General features: G+C 40.5%; 17 protein-coding genes. 8 read left to right on the forward strand and 9 right to left on the reverse strand.

Annotated elements, in window-relative coordinates; translation table 11 throughout:
• Nucleotides 1-86: 86 nt before the first annotated feature.
• The 4 genes from MKX55_RS07095 to MKX55_RS07110 all read left to right on the forward strand — a co-directional run bounded on the left by MKX55_RS07095 (nt 87) and on the right by MKX55_RS07110 (nt 5,921).
• On the forward strand, nt 87-3,272 hold the full coding sequence (locus MKX55_RS07095) for an efflux RND transporter permease subunit (protein ID WP_339237169.1): 3,186 nt from the start codon (nt 87-89) through the stop codon (nt 3,270-3,272).
• Between the two features lie 242 nt (nt 3,273-3,514).
• Nucleotides 3,515-3,694 carry a sporulation histidine kinase inhibitor Sda gene (gene sda, locus MKX55_RS07100; protein WP_339183562.1) on the forward strand — a complete coding sequence of 60 codons (180 nt, stop codon included), beginning with the start codon at nt 3,515-3,517 and terminating at the stop codon, nt 3,692-3,694.
• A gap of 716 nt (nt 3,695-4,410) precedes the next feature.
• Complete coding sequence (locus tag MKX55_RS07105; RefSeq protein WP_339237170.1) at nt 4,411-5,286, forward strand: arginase family protein; 876 nt, start codon at nt 4,411-4,413, stop codon at nt 5,284-5,286.
• Between the two features lie 275 nt (nt 5,287-5,561).
• Nucleotides 5,562-5,921, forward strand: coding sequence for a Lin0512 family protein (locus MKX55_RS07110; RefSeq protein ID WP_339183566.1), 360 nt, complete (start codon nt 5,562-5,564; stop codon nt 5,919-5,921).
• Between the two features lie 68 nt (nt 5,922-5,989).
• Here MKX55_RS07110 and MKX55_RS07115 read toward each other — a convergent pair whose 3' ends face one another.
• Complete coding sequence (locus tag MKX55_RS07115; RefSeq protein ID WP_339183568.1) at nt 5,990-6,589, reverse strand: TetR/AcrR family transcriptional regulator; 600 nt, start codon at nt 6,587-6,589, stop codon at nt 5,990-5,992.
• 304 nt (nt 6,590-6,893) lie between these two features.
• Between MKX55_RS07115 and MKX55_RS07120 the strand changes: the two genes are divergently transcribed.
• The 4 genes from MKX55_RS07120 (at nt 6,894) to MKX55_RS07135 (ending at nt 11,131) form a co-directional block, all read left to right on the forward strand.
• Complete coding sequence (locus MKX55_RS07120) at nt 6,894-7,775, forward strand: ABC transporter ATP-binding protein (protein ID WP_339237171.1); 882 nt, start codon at nt 6,894-6,896, stop codon at nt 7,773-7,775.
• Nucleotides 7,776-7,799: 24 nt separating this feature from the next.
• A complete protein-coding gene (locus MKX55_RS07125) occupies nt 7,800-9,413 on the forward strand; it encodes a tetronasin resistance protein (RefSeq protein ID WP_339183572.1) in 1,614 nt (537 codons plus the stop codon).
• A gap of 194 nt (nt 9,414-9,607) precedes the next feature.
• The gene (locus tag MKX55_RS07130; protein ID WP_042532745.1) at nt 9,608-9,916 is read left to right on the forward strand and encodes a PadR family transcriptional regulator; all 309 of its coding nucleotides are present in this window, start codon (nt 9,608-9,610) and stop codon (nt 9,914-9,916) included.
• An 18-nt stretch (nt 9,917-9,934) separates the two neighbouring features.
• Nucleotides 9,935-11,131, forward strand: coding sequence for a chromate transporter (locus tag MKX55_RS07135; RefSeq protein WP_339237172.1), 1,197 nt, complete (start codon nt 9,935-9,937; stop codon nt 11,129-11,131).
• Nucleotides 11,132-11,194: 63 nt separating this feature from the next.
• Here the strand turns inward: MKX55_RS07135 and MKX55_RS07140 are convergent, their stop codons facing one another.
• The 8 genes from MKX55_RS07140 to MKX55_RS07175 form a co-directional block, all read right to left on the reverse strand.
• Nucleotides 11,195-12,550: a sodium:glutamate symporter gene (locus MKX55_RS07140; RefSeq protein ID WP_339237173.1), complete on the reverse strand. Its 1,356-nt coding sequence runs from the start codon at nt 12,548-12,550 to the stop codon at nt 11,195-11,197.
• 465 nt (nt 12,551-13,015) lie between these two features.
• The gene (locus MKX55_RS07145) at nt 13,016-13,351 is read right to left on the reverse strand and encodes a thioredoxin family protein (protein WP_339237174.1); all 336 of its coding nucleotides are present in this window, start codon (nt 13,349-13,351) and stop codon (nt 13,016-13,018) included.
• A 105-nt stretch (nt 13,352-13,456) separates the two neighbouring features.
• Entirely contained in the window at nt 13,457-14,218 is a 762-nt protein-coding gene (locus tag MKX55_RS07150; protein WP_339237175.1) for an SDR family oxidoreductase, read from the reverse strand.
• A 169-nt stretch (nt 14,219-14,387) separates the two neighbouring features.
• On the reverse strand, nt 14,388-15,254 hold the full coding sequence (locus MKX55_RS07155; protein ID WP_339237177.1) for an Rpn family recombination-promoting nuclease/putative transposase: 867 nt from the start codon (nt 15,252-15,254) through the stop codon (nt 14,388-14,390).
• A 267-nt stretch (nt 15,255-15,521) separates the two neighbouring features.
• Nucleotides 15,522-16,508 carry a polyprenyl synthetase family protein gene (locus tag MKX55_RS07160; RefSeq protein ID WP_339185154.1) on the reverse strand — a complete coding sequence of 329 codons (987 nt, stop codon included), beginning with the start codon at nt 16,506-16,508 and terminating at the stop codon, nt 15,522-15,524.
• Between the two features lie 63 nt (nt 16,509-16,571).
• Nucleotides 16,572-17,126, reverse strand: coding sequence for a Gx transporter family protein (locus tag MKX55_RS07165; RefSeq protein WP_339183586.1), 555 nt, complete (start codon nt 17,124-17,126; stop codon nt 16,572-16,574).
• A gap of 55 nt (nt 17,127-17,181) precedes the next feature.
• Entirely contained in the window at nt 17,182-17,598 is a 417-nt protein-coding gene (locus MKX55_RS07170; RefSeq protein ID WP_339183588.1) for a NusG domain II-containing protein, read from the reverse strand.
• A gap of 76 nt (nt 17,599-17,674) precedes the next feature.
• Nucleotides 17,675-19,549 (reverse strand): FAD-dependent oxidoreductase, encoded by a 1,875-nt coding sequence (locus tag MKX55_RS07175; RefSeq protein ID WP_339237180.1) that lies wholly within the window; start codon nt 19,547-19,549, stop codon nt 17,675-17,677.
• Nucleotides 19,550-19,818 lie beyond the last annotated feature (269 nt).

Raw genomic sequence — 19,818 nt, forward strand, 5'->3', positions numbered from 1 at the left:
ATACATATCTCCTTACAATAAATAATACAACATGTTGTTGAAATTTTGAATAGACAACAAAAAAATTAATAGGAGGAATTTTGCAAGTGAAGAATTTATCGAACTTTTCTATTAAGAGACCAAAATTCACGATCGTTGTGATGCTGGTCCTTTTAATTCTGGGCGGCGTATCGTTAACCAGGCTGCCAATCCAAATGATGCCAGAGATTGAACCGCCTGTTGCAGTTGTCGCAACAAGCTACCCTGGAGCAGGGCCTGAGGAAGTCTTAGACAGCGTTACAGAACCTCTGGAAGAGGATCTTTCTACCGTTACAGGGTTACAAAATATATCCTCACAATCACAGGAATCTTCATCCCTCGTTATTTTGGAATTTGATTATGATATGACGATAGATGAGGTGGAGAATGAAATAACTCGTACGATATCCTCTGCGAATCTGCCGGAACAGGCGGAAGAGCCAAGTTTTATCGAATTTGATATTTCCATGATGCCAAGCATACAAATGGCAGCGACATCGACAAATGGAGACACAGCAGAATTTGAAAATCAGGTCAATGATTTGGCGAATGAGCTGGAATCGATTCAAGGAGTTGCATCAATCAATATTAATGGTTTAATGGAAAGGGAAGTAGCTGTTGAATTAGATACAGAAGCGCTGAGTGACTATAATCTATCTCAATCGGATATTGCCGGAATGATCGAAGCGAATAATATCTCGATGCCTATCAATACAATTGAAGATACAGAGCAAGGTTATAACATTTCTACTCGTACCATGAATGAATTAGATGGTTTGGATGAACTGCGGGAACTTGTTCTGCTCGACATGCCTGATGAAGAGGTAACATTGAATGACGTAGCAGATATTTCTATTTCCGAAGATAATGGCGGCGTCATTACCCGCTTTAATGAGGAAGATGCTGTTCAGCTTGAAATGATGTTAGCTGACGGCGCGAATGCATCTTCTGTTAACGCAGAGTTTAATGAAGAATTGGATGCTTTGCTTGATGATGAGGAGTATGAACAGCTTTCTGTCAGTACGCTTTATGACGAAGGTGAATATATAGATATGGCGATTGACAGTATCTATGTTTCCCTTATCAGCGGTGCGGTATTAGCTATGTTTGTGCTGTTTGCGTTTCTGAGAAACCTAAAAGCTCCATTGATTATTGGGTTATCGATCCCATTTTCCGTCATCACCACCTTTGCTTTGCTGTTTTTCACAAATATCAGTATCAACATGATGACATTGGGCGGTTTAGCACTTGGAATTGGGATGCTGCTCGATAACTCCATTGTTGTTATTGAGAATGTCTATAGACATCTGTCGATGGGTAAAAATCCGAAACAAGCAGCGAGAGAAGGAACAAGAGAAGTATTTACAGCAATCCTTGCTTCTACATTAACGACTGCTTCTGTCTTCTTACCGGTCGTATTTGTTACAGGTTTGGTAGGACAGTTATTTACACCGTTAGCAATCACTGTCGTATTCAGTCTGCTGGCTTCCTTGTTTGTAGCGGTCACCGTCGTACCGATGCTGGCAAGCCGTATTTTGACAGAATCGAAAAATATGGATGAAACGAAGCGGAAACAAAAAGGCTATATGAAACGATTGCGAAAAGCGACAGCATGGTCGTTGCGGCACAGGGCGTCTGTGCTGATTACAGCGGTTGTTCTGTTTGCTGCTGGTGCCTTTGGCTTGGCTGCGCAGGGAATGGAGTTTATGCCAGAGCAAGATGAAGGGTTCTTAACCATAGAGGTGGAAAAAGAACAGGGAACCTTACTGGAAGACACGCTGGCAACGGTGGAAGATATTGAAACGGAACTGGATAACCAAGAGGAAGTAGATGCTTATCTAAGTACAGCTGGTTCATCCGGTATGATGTCTTTTGCAGATGAAAGCAATACAGCAACCATCAGCGTGCAATTAAAAGATGCAGGTAATCGAAATATAACTACTTCTGAATTTATTAATGAAGTGGAAGATGATATTCAAGATACAGATGCATCTGCAGAGATAGATGTTATCCCGATGTCACAGGCTGGTGCCGGGGAACCAAATACAGTTGTACTGAATGTTTCCGATAATGATGAAGAACGTCTGGATGAAGCAGAAGCAGACATCATCAATGAATTGGAGGACGAAGCGGATATTAATAGTGTGACTTCCAGCAATTCAGGGACGATAGAAGAATTGCAAGTAGTTGTGGATAAAGCTGAAGCGCGTGAAAATGGTTTTCAGCCGGCACAGGTAGGCGAGGCTCTATATGAGGCAACCAATGGTGTCGAAGCTTCTACAATAGAAGAAACTGGCGGTTACACGACAATTAACGTGAAATATCCTGCAGATGTCTTAGAAAGTGAAGAGGCATTTGAGAATATCTCCATCCCAAATGATGAAGGAGAGTATATCGCTTTAGGAGATATTGCATCGTTAGAAGAGGCTGAATCGCCTACCCTTATTAATAGAGATGAGATGACAGATACAAGAGAATTAACGATTTCATTCAGCGACAGCCTTTCTTTAAATGAAGCAAGTCAGCTGATTGATGACGTTATTGCAGACCTTGACCTTCATGAGGATACAGAGCATTCTATGGGCGGCGATATGGAAATGCTAAATGATGCGATTCCACAATTAATTCTGGCGATTGCACTTGGAATTGTGTTCATCTACCTTGTCATGGTTGCTCAGTTTGAATCATTTAAAGCACCGTTTGCAGTTATTATGACGATTCCGTTAGCATTTATTGGGATTGCCTTGTCCCTGTTAATCACCAATAATCCGCTAAGTGTCATCGCGATGGTAGGTATCATTCTGCTTATCGGAATTGTTGTGAACAATGCGATCTTGATTGTCGATTATATCCAGCAGCAGAAGGAAAAAGGAATGTCTGCTTATGAAGCGATTGAAATCAGCGTTCAAGACAGATTCAGACCGATCCTCATCACAGCTATTACAACGATTCTGGGTATGCTTCCGCTAACGCTGGAAATCGGTGAAGGCATGGAAGGCATTGCACCAATGGGGATTGTCGTTATCGGCGGTCTGACTGCAAGTACGTTCCTAACCTTGTTTGTCATTCCGATTATCTACAGCTTTATCGATCCGGAAACTAGGAAGATGAACAAGAAATATATGACGCCGGATGGAAAAATCATCACGCAGCGTCAGGTTGATGAGAGAAAAAAACAGGAGGCTGCTGCGTCTTATGAGCAAGATAATCAAGAAGCGGTTGATTCTTCAGAAGAAGATCCAGATCAAAAATAGTAATCAATTTAATAGCGTAAAGCGGCGTTAAAAGAGTAGTCCAAACTTATTCCAAGCGAGAATAAGTTTGGAGTTTCTTTTTTTAAGATTTTCCAAAGAGAAACTGAAAATGTTATCCCCCCTGGCAGTTATTGTCGAATTATTTTGCCCTTTCTGTCTTACTTTGTAATATTTTAGATAGATTCTACTTTCGGCTGTTTAAAATGGAAAGGTTCAAAAATGCAAACGTGGGAGGGATATTCATGAACAGTCTTAGGCATTTGTCAGACGAGCTCTTGCAAGAGTCCTTGAGAAATGCAGTTAAATTAAAGCTGGAACAGAATTTTTGTGCAACATTAAGAGATGAAATCAGCCAACGGGCAGAAAGGAGCGAAAAAGGTACTGGGAAAGCGATGGATATGACGAATACTTTTGAATGGTAATAGCGTTAGGAGGTTCCATTGTCCTTTAATCGGTAATTGCTGAAGCCGGAAGTAGAATCCTCCAGCCTGAATTTCAGGCTGGAAAGGGCAGCGTTGGTACTGAATGGTACGCAGCGCTGCCTTCTTTTTTGTTAATAGATATACTTAGTAGTTGTTGTCGAATTTCAATGGTTTTTTGTAGATAAAATATTCATTCAGACTAAAGAATAATGTAATGAAAATTGTTGGGAATTTCCCGGGAAATAGTTTGGGAGGGTTATGAAATGAATTTTGCAAGGGAATTTTTTATTATTAATAAAGAAGTACATCAATATCAAGTAAAAAATTACTTTTATGGAATATATAGTGTATTATTTTTAATGGAATAAGAAGGAGACAAATTATTACTTCTCTATTTTTAGCTGACTTCCTTTATAATCTTTTTTAGTAATACGTATACTATAATAAATTCAAATTAAATTCTCCACCCTGTTGCAGAGCCAATATACACCTGTTATAGAGATAACGTAATAGATGAAATCATATTTATAGAAAGGAATGTTATATTAGATGTCATGTTTAACCGTGTAGGAATTTAGGGAAAAGGATTGAAGTAGAAAATCCATCTTTTATCAGACAACACATCATTAGTTTGCTGCAAGTGCTTTAACTATGAAAATGGATCATGAAATAAACTCGGAATATAAGATAGGAAATCAAAGATAGGAAGGATATATATGGCACAAAATAAAAAGACAATAAGACTTTTATTCCCGCAATGGCAGGGAGGTAATAATCCTGATTATGTCTTTGGCGGTGAATTATTAGCTCAAATCGCTCCGAAAAGTAATACGAGCAAAACGTTTGAAGTAGAAGTGGATGCGGACTTTGTAAAGAAATTAGAAAAGGAAAAGGGAATAACAGGTGGCGCAGCAATATCTCAACAAATGGAAAAGACAGTTGATATCCTGAAAGAACAACAGCCGGATAAAGTCATTATTTTTGGCGGGGACTGCTCCATGGACCAAGTGCCATTTGATTATTTGAGTGGAAAATATGGTGATAAGCTAGGGATTTTATGGTTGGATGCACATCCTGATATTGCAACAACAAATGATTCGTCAAATGCGCATGAGATGGTAGCAGCGAATTTGCTTGGAAAAGGTGCGGATCAATCTGTTACCAAAGTGAAAAATCCAGTTTCTACAAGTCATATGATGTATGCAGGATTAATAGAAAAGGATTTACGTGATAGAGATAAGCTAGTAAAGGAATTAAATGTACGCTTTGCCGGTCCGGATGAGCTAAAAGAGAATAGCCAGCTAATCATAGATTGGGTAAAGGAAAACAAAATCGAATATTTAGCTGTTCACTTTGATCTGGATGTCTTGTCTCCAAAAGATTTCCGTTCCATTTATCCGGCGGAACCATATACAAATGCGGAAGATTTTCCTGCTGCAGTAGGGGAAATGAAGCTTGCGGAAGTGGTGCGTGTGTTGAATGATGTTTCTGAACAAGCTGAGATTGTAGGACTTGGGATTGCCGAACATCTGCCTTGGGATGCTATTAATCTTAGAAAAGCACTTTCTAAGATCTCGATTTTTGATGATTGATTAAAAAAAGGAGTGTTTTATCATAGATTATATCGGGAAAATGAAAGGAAAAGAGCCGCTTATCTATCATGGAATTGCAGCCGGATTGACGATGAAATAACTAAAGGGCTTGGTCTGTTTATTTCAGCCATCATATTTCCTGAATCAAAACAAATGAGGACGCGCATAAGCGGTTGGAAGAATAGCAATAATCATATTTCAAAATCCGTCAGGCACAGAAATAGGCTATTCATGTGTTAGATGAAAAATGAAAAAATCAAGGAGGAGAGAGCAACATGGAAAAAAAGATATTTATTCAAACAGGTACAGGAGTAGATTTGCATGGGCAGAACGTGAACCAAGCTTCAGAGCGTGCCATCAACAATGCGATTCAATCTAATTCAATGCCAGGTATTCAGGATGCTCTTCCTAATCAGGATTTAAATAATATGAAGGTAAATGTGAAATTAGGCATCCCTAGAGATTTGGAGGACTTGGATGAGGAAAGAATCAAAAAGTTAATACCATATGGCGATGTCTCGGTGGAAAAACTAGATGGAGGCTTGGCCTCGACAAATGGTATCTATCTAAGTGAGCAAGAGGATAAAAATGACCTGATGTATATTGTCAATGCCGTTGTGGAAGTAGGGTATTAATAAGAAAGGGAAGGAACCAGCGAAGGGTCCTTCCCTTTTTCAATCGGATAACTGTTTTAAAGCAATTATCAATCCTTCCTCGGGGCAATCCCTTTAATGAGCATCTCTGTCCATTCCTCGGTATAGGGAGCGATTTTCTCATAAATCTGCGGCTTGGAAATACCCTCTACAATTGCTTGGAAATAGAGCAGCAGAAATTCATCTGAATATTTTAAGTCCACTTTACCTTCTTTACGGCCTCGATGGAATAAATCTAATAGCATGCCGTAATTTACTTCATTAAATTTCTGCATCATTAAAGATAGGCCTTCCTCGTCCTTTTTCGTAAAGAAATCCATCATTCGCATATAAAATTGGTGATTGATTTTATCTAAATAGCTGATTTTATTTTGACTTAATGCAATCAGTGTTTCTTCAAAGGATTTATTTTCAGCTATGATTTCTTTGGCATCGGTAATTAATTGATTAATAAAGTCCTGGAAAACTTCACGAATCAGATTATCCTTGCTGCCAAAATACTTAAAAAGGGTAGCTTTTCCGACATTTGCATGCTTTGCGATTTCCTCCATGGTTACATTGCCGGCATCTGTATCTCCGTTTATCAGCTCAAAAGCTGCTTCTAAAATCTTTCGTTTCTTTTCCTCTGTTCTTTTTTCAAAACCATTCACATATATAACCTGCTTTCCGTTGAACATTCAATAAAATTTCTAAAAATGAACGTTTCTCTTCCTATTTATTATATCTGTCTAATTATGAACTGGCAAATAAAAAATAGTATATATTATATTGACTTCATTCATAAAAAGGAATAATATTGAACTGTTAAATGGTTTTATGGTTTAAAACTTTTTATATAATGCATTATATTGAACTGTAATATGATAAATAGTTTTATTTGTGTTTTGAACGATTAAATAGGCGGAACTGGATAAAACAGCGTATGAAATGAAGGAGAGAAGGAGTGTCAGCCTTATGACAAAAATTGTGAAATTACAAGGCCTGCAAAAGAAGTTCGGTAAGTTTCAAGCGTTAAGTGATGTAACCTTCACGGTAGATGCGGGAGAAGTTGTTGGTTTTATCGGTCCTAACGGTGCTGGTAAATCTACGACGATTCGTGCTTTATTGGGAATTATTAAGCGGGATGCCGGGCAGGCAGAAATTTTTGGGAAGGACGTTTGGAAGGAAAGTCTGGAAATCCATAAACGTATTTCTTATGTGCCGGGAGATGTTGCGCTCTGGGGGAGTCTGACAGGCGGAGAAATCATTGACTTGTTTATGAAGCTGCATGGCGGCGGAGATAAGCAAAAACGTGATTATTTAATCAAACGTTTTGAACTGGATCCGAAGAAAAAGGCCAAGGGGTACTCCAAAGGGAACCGGCAAAAGGTTGGCTTGATCGCCGCTTTATCTGTAGATTCCGATTTATATATTTTTGATGAGCCGACTTCCGGGCTTGATCCGTTGATGGAAGCCGTTTTTCAGGAAGAGGTAGAAAAAATCAAGAAAGCAGGAAAGTCCATTTTGCTGTCTTCTCATATTTTGAGTGAGGTAGAGCGTTTAGCTGACAGTGTCGTTATTATTCGTCAAGGGGAGATTGTAGAGTCCGGGACATTGGATGAATTACGGCATTTGACACGCTCTGCTGTGACGTTATCGACAGAAGCGGATGTTTCGCAAATGGAATTTGTAGAGGGCGTCCATGATTTTACACAGAAAGATAACGAAGCTACCTTTTCTGCTGACAATAAATACATCAATGCTATTTTAACCGAGGCAACGAAGCTTGGTGTGAAGAAGTTTGAAGCGGTGCCGCCGACGCTTGAGGATTTATTTATGCGGCATTATGAGGGATAAAAGCTGACAGGGAGGTGAAAGGCAATGAAGGAAAAATTTGCACGTTGGGATACCTTGTTTTTACAGTATCTAAAGCGTGATTGGAAAAAGATTATTTTCTGGATTTTGGGAGTGGGTTTATTTTCAGGAGGCTTTGTTCCTGCGTTTGAAGAAATAGCAAAGGGGCAGGGGTTAATAGGAATGTATGAAACACTGCAAAACCCGGCAATGATCTCCATGGTCGGTCCCACACCAATTGAAACGGCAGCGGAGTATACCTTAGGCGCGATGTATGCGCATGAAATGTTATTATTCTGCGGATTGTTTGCGATGATTATGTCTGTCCTGCATATTGTAGGGCACACACGTAAGGAGGAGGACCTCGGACTGACGGAGCTTGTCCGTTCTTTTCAAATCGGGCGGCAGGCAAATTCGCTTGCGGCAATGGCAGAAGTGATTGTAATTAATGTGCTATTGGCGCTTGTTATCAGTAGCCTGTTACTGATTTTCGGTGCAGATACGATTTCTGTCCAAGGTTCCTTTTTATTTGGAAGTTCAGTTGGGATAGCTGGTGTGATTGGGGCAGGCATCGGACTGGTGATGGCACAAATCATGCCTGCTTCATCCAGCGCCACAGGGTCAGCGCTCGGTCTGGTTGGATTGCTCTATATTATTCGTGCTGGAACGGATGTATCGAATGTGGATTTATCCATGTTCAATCCGCTCGGCTGGACGTATTTAACGTATCCCTTTACAGAGAACAACTGGCTGCCGATTATTTTTGCCTTGATTTTTAATGCAGTGATGGTAATCCTTGCTTTTACACTGGAAGGCGGGCGTGATATGGGCGCGGGTTACCTGCCTGAAAGAGAAGGACGGGAGCATGCAAGACAGTCTCTATTATCGGTGCAGGGATTGTTTACCAAACTGAATAAGGGAGTCATTATTGGCTGGCTGATTGGCTTTGCAGTGATGGGCGCAGCGTACGGATCCATTTATGAGGATATGCAGACATTTCTTGAAAGTAATGAAATGATGGCGCAAATGTTTGCACAGTCAGGCGTTTCTATTGAAGAATCCTTTACAGGAACAATTATGATGGTCATGATGGTTTTGGTTTCTATTCTGCCAATCGTTATTGTGAATAAGCTTTTCGCGGAAGAGAGCCGTTTGCATTTAAGTCAGCTTCACGCTACAAAAGTCACGCGCGGTCAATTTTACTGGACGACAATCGGGTTAGCCGTTTTGGCAGGATTGATTGGAACGCTGCTGGCGGCCGGCGGTCTTGGAGGTACAGCTATCTCCGTTATGGGCGAAAATGCTGTGCTGGATATCGGAGATTTTCTGGCTGCGGGCTATAACTTCTTTCCATCCGTCTTATTCTTTACAGGACTTGCAGCATTAGCACTTGGATGGGCACCGAAGTTAGGGAAAATAATTTATGCGTATCTTGGTTATTCCTTTATCTTAAATTACTTTGGCGGTATTTTGGATTTACCGGGCTGGTTTTCGAAAACAGCCATCCAAAGCTGGATTCCGCAAATGCCGATGGACCGTTTTGATGCTCCCGTTTTTATTAGTTTAACAGGTATTAGTATTGCTTTAATGATAATTGGTTACCTCGGCTATAATAGGCGGGATATGATAGAAGGAGCTTAACCTCTAAAAAATTTATTTAATCTTTATAAGTCAATTTGTTCCATATACGAATGGGACGGATTGGCTTTTTGCCGTTTTGTAAAGTTTCTGTAAACTTTTTAGATGATGGATTGAATTGGTTACGTTCCAATGATAAATTAATAACGAAATCCGATATCAGGCTTCGATATCAATACTTCAGGGGATGAATCAAATTGGAAGAAAAAATATTAAGAAAGCTATTTTTGGGATTTATTCAAATCCATATTCTGCATCATGCGATGGAACACCCGATTTTTGGTGTATGGATGCTGGATGAATTAAGGGAGCATGGATACAAGATAAGTCCAGGAACCTTATATCCGATTCTTCACTCGATGGAAAAGGATGGACTATTGAGTATGGAAGAACGTAATGCAGGCGGGAAAATAAGAAAATATTATACGGCTACCGATAAAGGGCGGACCGTGCTGGAGGAAGCTCGAGAGAAAGCATATGAACTGTTTAAAGAAATTAAAGACTGACAGGGAAGGGTGTACTGGGTGAATCATATTACAACATTAAAAGAGAAATTCAAACTGCTATTCGAAATTCTGCTTATTTCTACACGGCTGGGATTGACATCTTTTGGCGGACCGATTGCGCATCTTGGATATTTTCATGAGGCATATGTCCGGAAAAGAAAATGGATGGATGAAAAAAGTTACAGCGACTTAGTTGCACTGTGTCAGTTTTTACCTGGGCCAGCAAGCAGCCAAGTTGGTATTGGTATTGGTGTCATGCGCGGAGGCATCCTCGGGGGGATAATATCTTTTATTGGCTTTACGCTGCCTTCTGTCATAGCGTTGATTATTTTTGCTTTGATCTTACAAGGTTCAGCTATGGAAGAGACTGGCTGGATTCAAGGGTTAAAAATCGTAGCAGTTGTTGTTGTAGCGCATGCGATTTTAGGAATGGCTCAAAAATTGACACCGGATTTAAAGGGCAAATCCATTGCGCTGTTCGCGTTAGTTATCACTTTATTATGGCAAACAGCCTTTACTCAAGTTGGCGTTATTTTATTAGCAGGCCTCATTGGTTATTTGGTATATAAAAATCATGCTGAGAACGAAGAATCGAAATTCGTTTTTCCGATTTCCCGAAAGCTGGGGGGCATTTGTTTATCGCTTTTTTTCGGATTGCTTATTTTGCTTCCGATTTTAAAAGAAGTGACATCTCTGAATTGGATTGCTATGTTTGATAGTTTTTACCGCTCTGGTTCACTTGTTTTCGGCGGCGGACATGTTGTTTTGCCGTTGCTGGAGCGTGAATTTGTACTGACAGGCTGGATGGACGAAACCTCCTTTTTAGCCGGCTATGGGGCGGCACAGGCTGTGCCTGGACCATTATTTACATTTGCTGCATATATTGGCGCTGTTATTAACGGATGGACAGGCGGGATGTTGGCAACTGCAGCTATCTTTTTGCCGGCATTCTTATTGATTTTAGGTGCGCTGCCATTTTGGAATCAAATCCGTCAAAATCAAAAAATGAAGGGAGCCCTGATGGGAGTAAATGCAGCTGTCGTAGGGATTTTAATTTCGGCTTTTTATCATCCTATTTGGACAAGTGCTATCCTGGGTCCGATTGATTTTGCTTTTGCCGCTATCCTATTTAGTATGCTGGTCTATTGGAAGCTGCCGCCTTGGGTGATTGTTTTGACCGGAGCTATTGGGGGCTTACTTATATCGCTTCTATAATGTCTGCGGTGATTTTTTAATCTGTGTAATTAAACTTGAAAAAGAAAAAACACATCAAGCATGTCAGCTCGATGTGTTTTGATGTTTACCCTGGCCCCACCAGCCTGCTTTCTTGTAAATCATAATTACAACAGCAGTACCAAGCAAGAGAACGATTGGAATCACCCAAGTGAGTCCAAGTGCGAAAAGAATCGGAGCAAAAGTAACAATAATAATATCAACAGGCGCAACACCTACATATCCCAACGCATAGTCTTCCGGCGTCCGGCTTTTCAATTCCGGATCAACAATTCGTAAAAGGGCAAGCCCCATCGCAACTGTACCGGTGCTCCAGCCCCAGCCGAAAATAGATTTCTCCAGCCAGAAATCTCTGAATATATTTGGACCGACAAAACGGAAGAGAATATATGCCCAAAGTATTCCAAAGCCAAACAATAAAACCAGCGGCAATGCGTAATCCATCACGACGGTAATGTTGATCGAAGCAATACCAAAAGCAACCAGGAAATCAGTGGCTGTTCCGCCGATACGCTCCATTACGCGCCCGTCAATATATTTATCAGCCTTTAACTGCCGGCTGATGCCCTGAAAAACTAAGCCTAAAATAAAGGCGACACTGAATAGCGGTATGGACACAGCTGGTATTAATTCTGTCAATAAATTGGTTAACCAGTAAGATATGCCGATTAAAAAAGCGATAATTGCCAGATGCAGAACAAGCGGATCAATCGAATTGGATGATACCGTTTCTTGTCCCATAGCAGAACGTTTGGAAGCCGGCATTAATCCAGATTTTAGTTCAGAAGGGAGGTCCCTAAAGCTTGAAATAAATGTGGTATCTCCGTTTTCCGTACTGCGTTTAATAAGAAAAAGACCTCCTAAAACAGCAACCAGAATTCCTACAGTAGCAGAGGTCATACCAAGATCCATTGCTTCTTCCCAGCCTGCATGCGCTAACCCTTCTCCTATAGCAGCTGCAGTACCATGTCCGCCTAGAAAACCTGCTCCTAAAATAAGTCCAAATCCATTAGGCAAGTCTCTGAAGACTGGGTTTAAAATAAGTAAAGCAAATAGGACACCTGCTCCCCACATGGATAATGTCAAGATGATGGAGTAGGAGAACATATCACGAACACGATGAAATACCTCTGATAATTGCACTTTCGCAGCTCCGATTGGAATTGCTCCAAAAATAACTGCAATCAGCAATGTAGGATAACTGCTGAATTGCTCCGAAAAGGGCAGAATCCCAACCCCGCTGGGACCAAATGCAAGTCCAAGAAATCCGGCAATCATGCTGGCCGGCAGAAATAAGGATTGAATCCATTTCACTTTTGCCCGTAAGATGGTTCCTGCTAATAGTAATCCTGAAATAATACTAATATCTATCATTAATGACCAAATTGTAAAGTTTTCCATTTCTAATAAAATTCCTCCTTCATCAATGTATATTGAAAAAAATAGTTAGGGTTTTGAGCGAAATGTACGTGAAAAGATGGTAAATTTTTTGAGGCAGTGAAATAATGTACAGATTTATTATTGTACCATATAAGCAAATTTTTTCCATAGCTAACAGAAAAGAAAAAATCTTGATTAAAAGGTAATAAATGGTTCGAATAGTATGTGGTTTTGTCTTTAAAGTAAAAAGGAGAGGGCATTATTTAATTAGTGAGCACAGTGAAACAACCGTAACAACGTTTGCTTCAAAGTAGCGGGTGAAATAAATACAATTAGGAGGGAGGGCAGGCCGGTTAACTTCTTGAATTAACTTTAACTGACTGGTTTTTACGATGGGGTGAGAAATAGCAATAGTTTTCGTCAGGACTGAAATCCCCCGTTCCAACGAAAACTATTGATTTCTTTTGGAACACACACTCGAACCACTTATTGGGTATACATTTCATACAACTGATTCAGTTTTTCTTCTAATTGTTCAAAACGGACAAAGCGATCCTCCCGGATATATTCTTTGCCATCTATAATCAAAAGCATGATAGGAACAGTAAAAATCAAGAACTTTTCTGCTACTTCTTCCACCTTTGAAGCGTCAATATGTCCCAGGTGGATAAGAGGGTAGTCATCCAGCATTTCAGTTAGCTTCGGCAAAATGGCATGGCATACACTGCAATCGGGTCTGGAAACGAAAAGGAAGCTTAACGCATGATTTTTCAAAAATTCTTCAGTCATTTCTATGGTAGTCAGTTCGTATACTTTTTTCATTCTGCGCCTCCTTTGTAACGCTTTTTAGGACTTATACGTTTTCTAATATAATTCAATCAGGTTGATAAAACAAATGCTTTATTCAGTATATAATAAATTTCAATATTAGTGGGCGATTTGACCGCCATCAATCACATAGGTTTGAGCCATCACAAAGCTCGCTTTATCGGATGACAAGTAGAGCACGGTTTCTGCAATTTCATCTGGTGTTGCTGCCCGGTCTGCAGGAACGTTTCCTATCATTTCCTCACGTATTTCAGGATCTTCCAATTTCTCCTTAGCCAGTGGTGTTGCAGTTACCCCGGGCGCTACAGCATTAACGCGTATGCCTTTGTCCGCATATTCAATTCCGGCAGCCTTTGTTAACCCGACAACACCATGTTTGGCAGCAACATAAGGAGACATATCGGGATCAGCAATCAATCCGGCAACAGAAGCCGTATTGACAATACTTCCGCCGCCTGCTTTAACCATATATTCGAGCTCATACTTCAGGCAAAGGAAAACGCCTTTTAAGTCAACGGCAATCGTTTGGTCAAAATCTTCTTCTGTAGTATCAATAAAAGAAGCGATTTTAGGCAGAATCCCTGCATTGTTAAAGGCACAATCTATTTTCCCGAAGTGATCGGCTGTTTTTTTTACAAGTGATTTTACCTGATCAGCGTTACTTACATCTGTTTTAAAGAAAACAGCATCTCCGCCCTCGTCTTTAATTTGTTGAACGACTTTATCGCTATCTTCATTTATATCGCCAATCGCTATTTTTGCTCCGCGTTCTGCAAATTTTAACGCCGTCGCTTCTCCAATACCGGAAGCAGCTCCGGTAATTAATACAACCTTGCCTTCAAAATCTTTTTCCTGAGTCATACGTATCCTTCTCCAAAAATTCGTTAATCCTTTATAAATTCCCGTTTTTCTTTAAAGTTATGCATCGTTAAATGGAAGACTGTACCTGACATGCAAAACGCTTCCCCTGTAAAGACGGAGGAAGCGTTTTGTAATGCTGCTATAGGATTTTTCGCAAAGAATTAATTCTTTATTTTTTAGTAAGCTTTTCAATCTCTTCTTTGCTTAATTTTGTGATCTCTGCGATTTGGTTGATTGGCATTTTTATTGCCAGCAATTCTAAAGCTATTTCTTGATTTCGCTTTTTTATCCCTTCCTCTATTCCTTCTTGTTTTCCTTTCTCCAATCCTCTCTCAAAATAAGAATTTGGCAGTTGCAATACCACTTCTTTTTCCTCCTCTGGCAAGTTTTCCATTTGCTCCATCATTTGCGCTTCCTCCTCTTTGTTTAGTTTTAGATAAGTCTCGAAATAGCCATATAGAAACTCCATTTGCGCCGGGTTGATTTTCATCCGGGTGATCATACGCAGAAACTCCAGCTTTACCTGAACCCGCTCATGCGCTTCATAGCCCATCTGACTGAGCAATGCTGCTGCGGCCGGGTTGTCTGATTGAATATATTCTTTCCAGTCTTTCTTGATTAGGTGTAATTGTAAAAAGTTAAATTGAAGGACGTCTTGGGTGGGGGTATCGATTCTGAATTGTGTCGGTTCTTCTTTCTCCCTATTATAACTCAAAACAGCAATGGGTTGAATGGGTTTGCGGTGTTTGGCGTAAAGATAAGAAAAATAGAGAAACATTCTTTCGGGGAAGTCCGCTTCATGCGTTGATTGGGCTTCGGTATGAATATGGAGTATTTTGTCTTGGTGGTTTAGCTTTACTGCTGCGAGAACGTCAATTTCTTTCTTGCGGCCATTGATGTAGTCCAGATACACTTCTTGTTCGAGGAAGGTGACCTTGGAGAAATCAATGTGAGGGTGGAGATTGGGGAAAAATGCTTCGATAAACTCTTCAAAAAACTCTTGTATCAGCTTCTTCGTCAGCCGATCATGCTTCATGTAGTCTGCTTCTTCTTCGTAAATAACCGGGAATGTAAACAATAGAACACTTCCTTTCTTTGAATTGTCTTTATTTTACCAATCATTTAAAAATAAAGCTAATTTTATTTTAGATGATTTTCAGCTAAACCGTAATAAACCTTCATTTCAGCAGTACTCTCGCAAGTCCCATAAAATGAAGGTTTTCATTATATATAACACCTATAGTTTTTATTTTATTATCGATAACAGTTCGGAAAATTACTATGCAAGTTTCATTGCAGGCCATTATATTTTCCGCTCCAACAGCATCGCAGTCAATTCATACAAGGTCTCTTTATAATCTCCGTCCGGCAGTTTATTTAAGGATTTTAATGCCTTGTCTGTATACTTCAGGGCAAGCCGCCTGGATTTTTCTATGCCTTTTGTTTTTTCGACAATAGCTAGTATCTCCATTAATTCATCATCTGTTAAATCAGCTTTCTTATCTAAATAAGGATGTAATGGCTCTGGCTGTTCACGTAATGCGTAAATCAGCGGCAGGGTATACACGCCTTGACGAATATCTGCCAGCGTAGGTTTTCGCACGGTGTTGAAATCACCTTTAAAGTCTAATATGTCATCGATAATCTGAAAGGCCATGCCAATATAATGCCCCATATTCCAGGCGAGCATGGTCTGCCTCCGAGTTGCTTGACTGGTCACTGCTCCTGAATAGCAGCTGACAGCAAAGAGCTGCGCGGTTTTTCCGGAAATACGTGTTAAGTAATCTTTGATGCTGGCTCCCTTTTGGTAGCGCGCATGGAGTTGATCCAGTTCCCCTGTGAGAATCTTTTCCATACTGCGCGCATTAAACTCAAGATGTGCTAATGTGCGGGCATATTTAGATAAAATAGTAAAACAGACGCAAAATAAATAATCACCGGAATAGATGGCAAATTGATTGCCCTGCTGGGTGTGGATGGTTGGATTTCCGTGACGGAAGTCTGCTTCATCAATGACATCATCATGAATCAGAGTGGCCATATGCAAGGTTTCCAGTGCCGCGGCAACGGCTATCGACCTTTCTTTTTCCTGATATGTTACGTCCCCAATCTGAGAACATAGAAGCGTATAGGCAGGACGCAATAATTTTCCTCCTGAATAGACTAAATCTTTAATGGTAGCTTCGATTTGCTTATCGTGGATTTGCAGGTGAGATTCAATCACCTGTAAAACGGATTGTAAATCAGATTGTAACCGGGGATAGGGCTCCCACATTGGATGAACAGGAATAGCTGGAATCGCCATTATGATAACCTCCATTTAACGAACATAAGGATTTTTCTTCAGCCAAAACTATGATACTCGATTGGGATGTGTATATTTCATTTCTTGCAGGTCCCGGTAATAGTGCAGTTTTTCTACGTGATTCAATAAATAATTAGCTGCCAGACCCATGGCAATACCTGATAAAATGCCGAAAAAAGATAAAACAGGGAGGTAGAGAAGAACGGTCCATGTTTGGGCAATCCAGCTGGCAATCGTTAATTGTCCAATATTATGCAGAATAGCGCCGGCTACGCTGACTCCAATCAAGCTGATTCGAGACGGCCCGAGCTTTTTTACTCCACACATGCCGATAAAGCTTAAAATGGCGCCTGCTGCACTATACATAAAGGAGGACAGCGTACCGCCCAGCAGGGTAGCAAGGATAATCCGTATCATCACAACCTTGGACGCATCTTTTGTAGAGAGCGTATATAAGGCCATGCACGTAATAATATTCGCTAAACCGATTTTTGCACCTGGAGCGATGGCAAAAGGGGAGGGGACGGCTCTTTCTACTAAACTGATAATGACTGCCTGCGCAGCTAATAACGCAATGTATACAAGACGCTGGTTATTTGTCATCGCCAGACCCTCCCAATCTATTTCCGAACGTGTATATAAGCTGCTCAAAATTGATTTAAGAGCTGATAATCATATCTTCTGTTTCCCCGCTGTCTGATTGAATCTCAACTACAAGCTTATGAGGCAGGCAGACGATGGTCTGTCCCGGTCTGGAAATATAGCCGGTTCGAACACAGATTTGGTCAGAGCAGGTAGCGCTTTTGATATGAATGCGTTCATTGTCTACTTCAATAATGTTATTGTCATGATCGGATATCTCAATCTCAATTTCTCTGGTTTCAGTATTCCCTGTCAGCTGGATTTCTTCTACAATTTCATTATCTACTGTAATCACCGCAACGTTTACTGAATCTTCTTCAGCATATTGTGACTGTTGTAAAACAAAGATGCCAACAGGGAGAAAAGATAGAAGAACCAGCAGGATAACAAGAATAACATCCCAAGGTTTCAGCATATGATAGAAATCCCTCATGCCCATTTCCCTCCTTATGGCTCATTCAGTAAACAGTGATTCATCTCCTCGGCAAAAGCCGGGTTGCCCGATGTTTTTATTCACGATCTTTATAGATAGCCCGCTCTTTTCCATACCAGAACCTTCCCAGTGTTCTTTGCAGCCATGGAACAGCCCAGTAATCTAAACCAATGGAACGTCCAGAGCCATTCATTAAGGCAATGGAAGCAGGGAGTGCCCAGATTTGATCCCAGCCGAGCATCGCGGATAAAGTAAACATCATCAGGAATCCGGCACTTGCAGCACTGGCTAGCCAAGTGAAAAGGCCGAATACAATAGCAAGGCCGATGAATAATTCAATGAAAGTCATAACCTTCTGCATAAAGATAGCGACTTCCGGTGTTGGCAGCATAATCTGCATAAACCATTCAAAAATACCCGGCATATCACTTAAAATAGGAGTAGCCCATTCTGCACCGCCATCTACCGCTTCACTTGCGCTGCTGGTGGTTGTTTGCAGCCATTCAAACGGCATGTTCACGCTATTTCCGGTCAGCCAGGAATCTTCTCCGAGTCCCTGAAATAATCGAGAAATACCTGCAGAGCCTGAGGTGACTTCACCCCAAACAGATTCTCCCCAAATTTTAGATGCTGCTTCATCGAGCCAAAAACCGCCGACAAATAATCGCAATGGCAAGCTCCACAGTACATTGCCATATCTGGTAATCGTATCTCTGAAAATGTTGCGCTTATCCTTGGTTTGGAAAAATTCATGCATAATATAATGAAACATATAATAGCCGCTTCGTATCCCGAAGAAATAATAAAGATTAACCAAGTGCTTCATCAGATTAGCCAGCCAGCCGCTTAAACGCAGCCCCATTAAATTCGCAACACCATATCTGGCTCCGATGGAAACCATCGTGCCATGGTATTTCCCTTCAAACGCTTCTTTTTGCCCGTTATCGATTTCCGCAATAATGGATTTAGCTGCTGTCACACCAGTTTGTTCGGCCGCTTCGACAATTTGCGGTGTCGGCTTACCTTCCTCTTCTTCAAAATAGGCTAAGTCGCCAATAACATAGACGTTCTCTAAGTTTTCTGCTTCCATATATTCATTCACTTTTAGTCGTCCTGCTCTGGCAGTCGGGATGCCGTAATCCTCTGTATCCGAATTTGCCTTGACCCCGGCTGTCCAAATCAATGTGTGTGTGGAAAGTGTTTCCCCTGATTTAAATACGACGCTTTCCTCTTTTACTTCAACGATTGGTGAGTTTTTAAGCAAGGTAACGCCTTTTTTATTTAAATACTTTTCAGCTTTATCCGCACTTTTCCGGTCCAGCATATTTAAAATAGAGGAGGCTGCTTCGACTACATACAGCTGAATTTCTTCTTCGTCCAGTTTATTTTCCTTTGCTAAACGATATTTCCACTCGATAAGCTCTCCAATCATTTCAATACCGGTAAAGCCGGAACCGCAAACCGTAAAGGTGAGCATGGCACGGCGTTTTTCCTGGTCATGTTCTAATGCTGCCTGTTTGACGACATCCTCTAAATGATGCCGGATGCGAATGGCATCCTCCCATGACCAGAGGGTAAAGCCGTGCTCTTTTACACCTGGTGTACCAAAGTCGTTTGCTTCGCCGCCCATTCCAAGAATAAGATAGTCGTAAAGGAACTCACCGTGTTCTGTGGTAACGGTCTTCGCATCATGGTTGACATTGGTAACATTGTCTGTGACGAGTTTCACTTTGGTACGGTTAAATAATTTTCGTAAATCAAATTGAATAGCAGATGGTTCTACACGGTGTGCAGCTACTTCGTGTAATTCTGTCATCATTGTATGATAGGAATGTCGATCTATCAGAGTAATAGAAACAGAATCATCACGTTTGTATTTTTTGGCCAGCTTCTTTGCTGCATGCACTCCTGCGTAGCCAGCGCCAATAATAACAATATTTTTCTCCGCCATTGTATTCACTCCTTTGTAATCAAAATAGATAATGTTAACTTTGTGAACTGTTGAACAATTTCATTCTAACATATTCATAAAAAAAGTCTATAGATTTGATAAATAGTTCACAAATTAAAAATAAAATATCAAATAATCAGGTGTGTCATTTTCATGACAAAATCATTGATAATCATAGATTTGTTTGTGGTTTTTATAGACATGATACGAAATAAATTATACAATAAACATGTAATATTTGTGAAATTATTCACAATTAAAATCATACA

It is taken from the genome of Oceanobacillus sp. FSL W7-1281 (genome assembly GCF_037969835.1).
In the GTDB taxonomy this organism is placed as follows: domain Bacteria; phylum Bacillota; class Bacilli; order Bacillales; family Amphibacillaceae; genus Oceanobacillus; species Oceanobacillus oncorhynchi.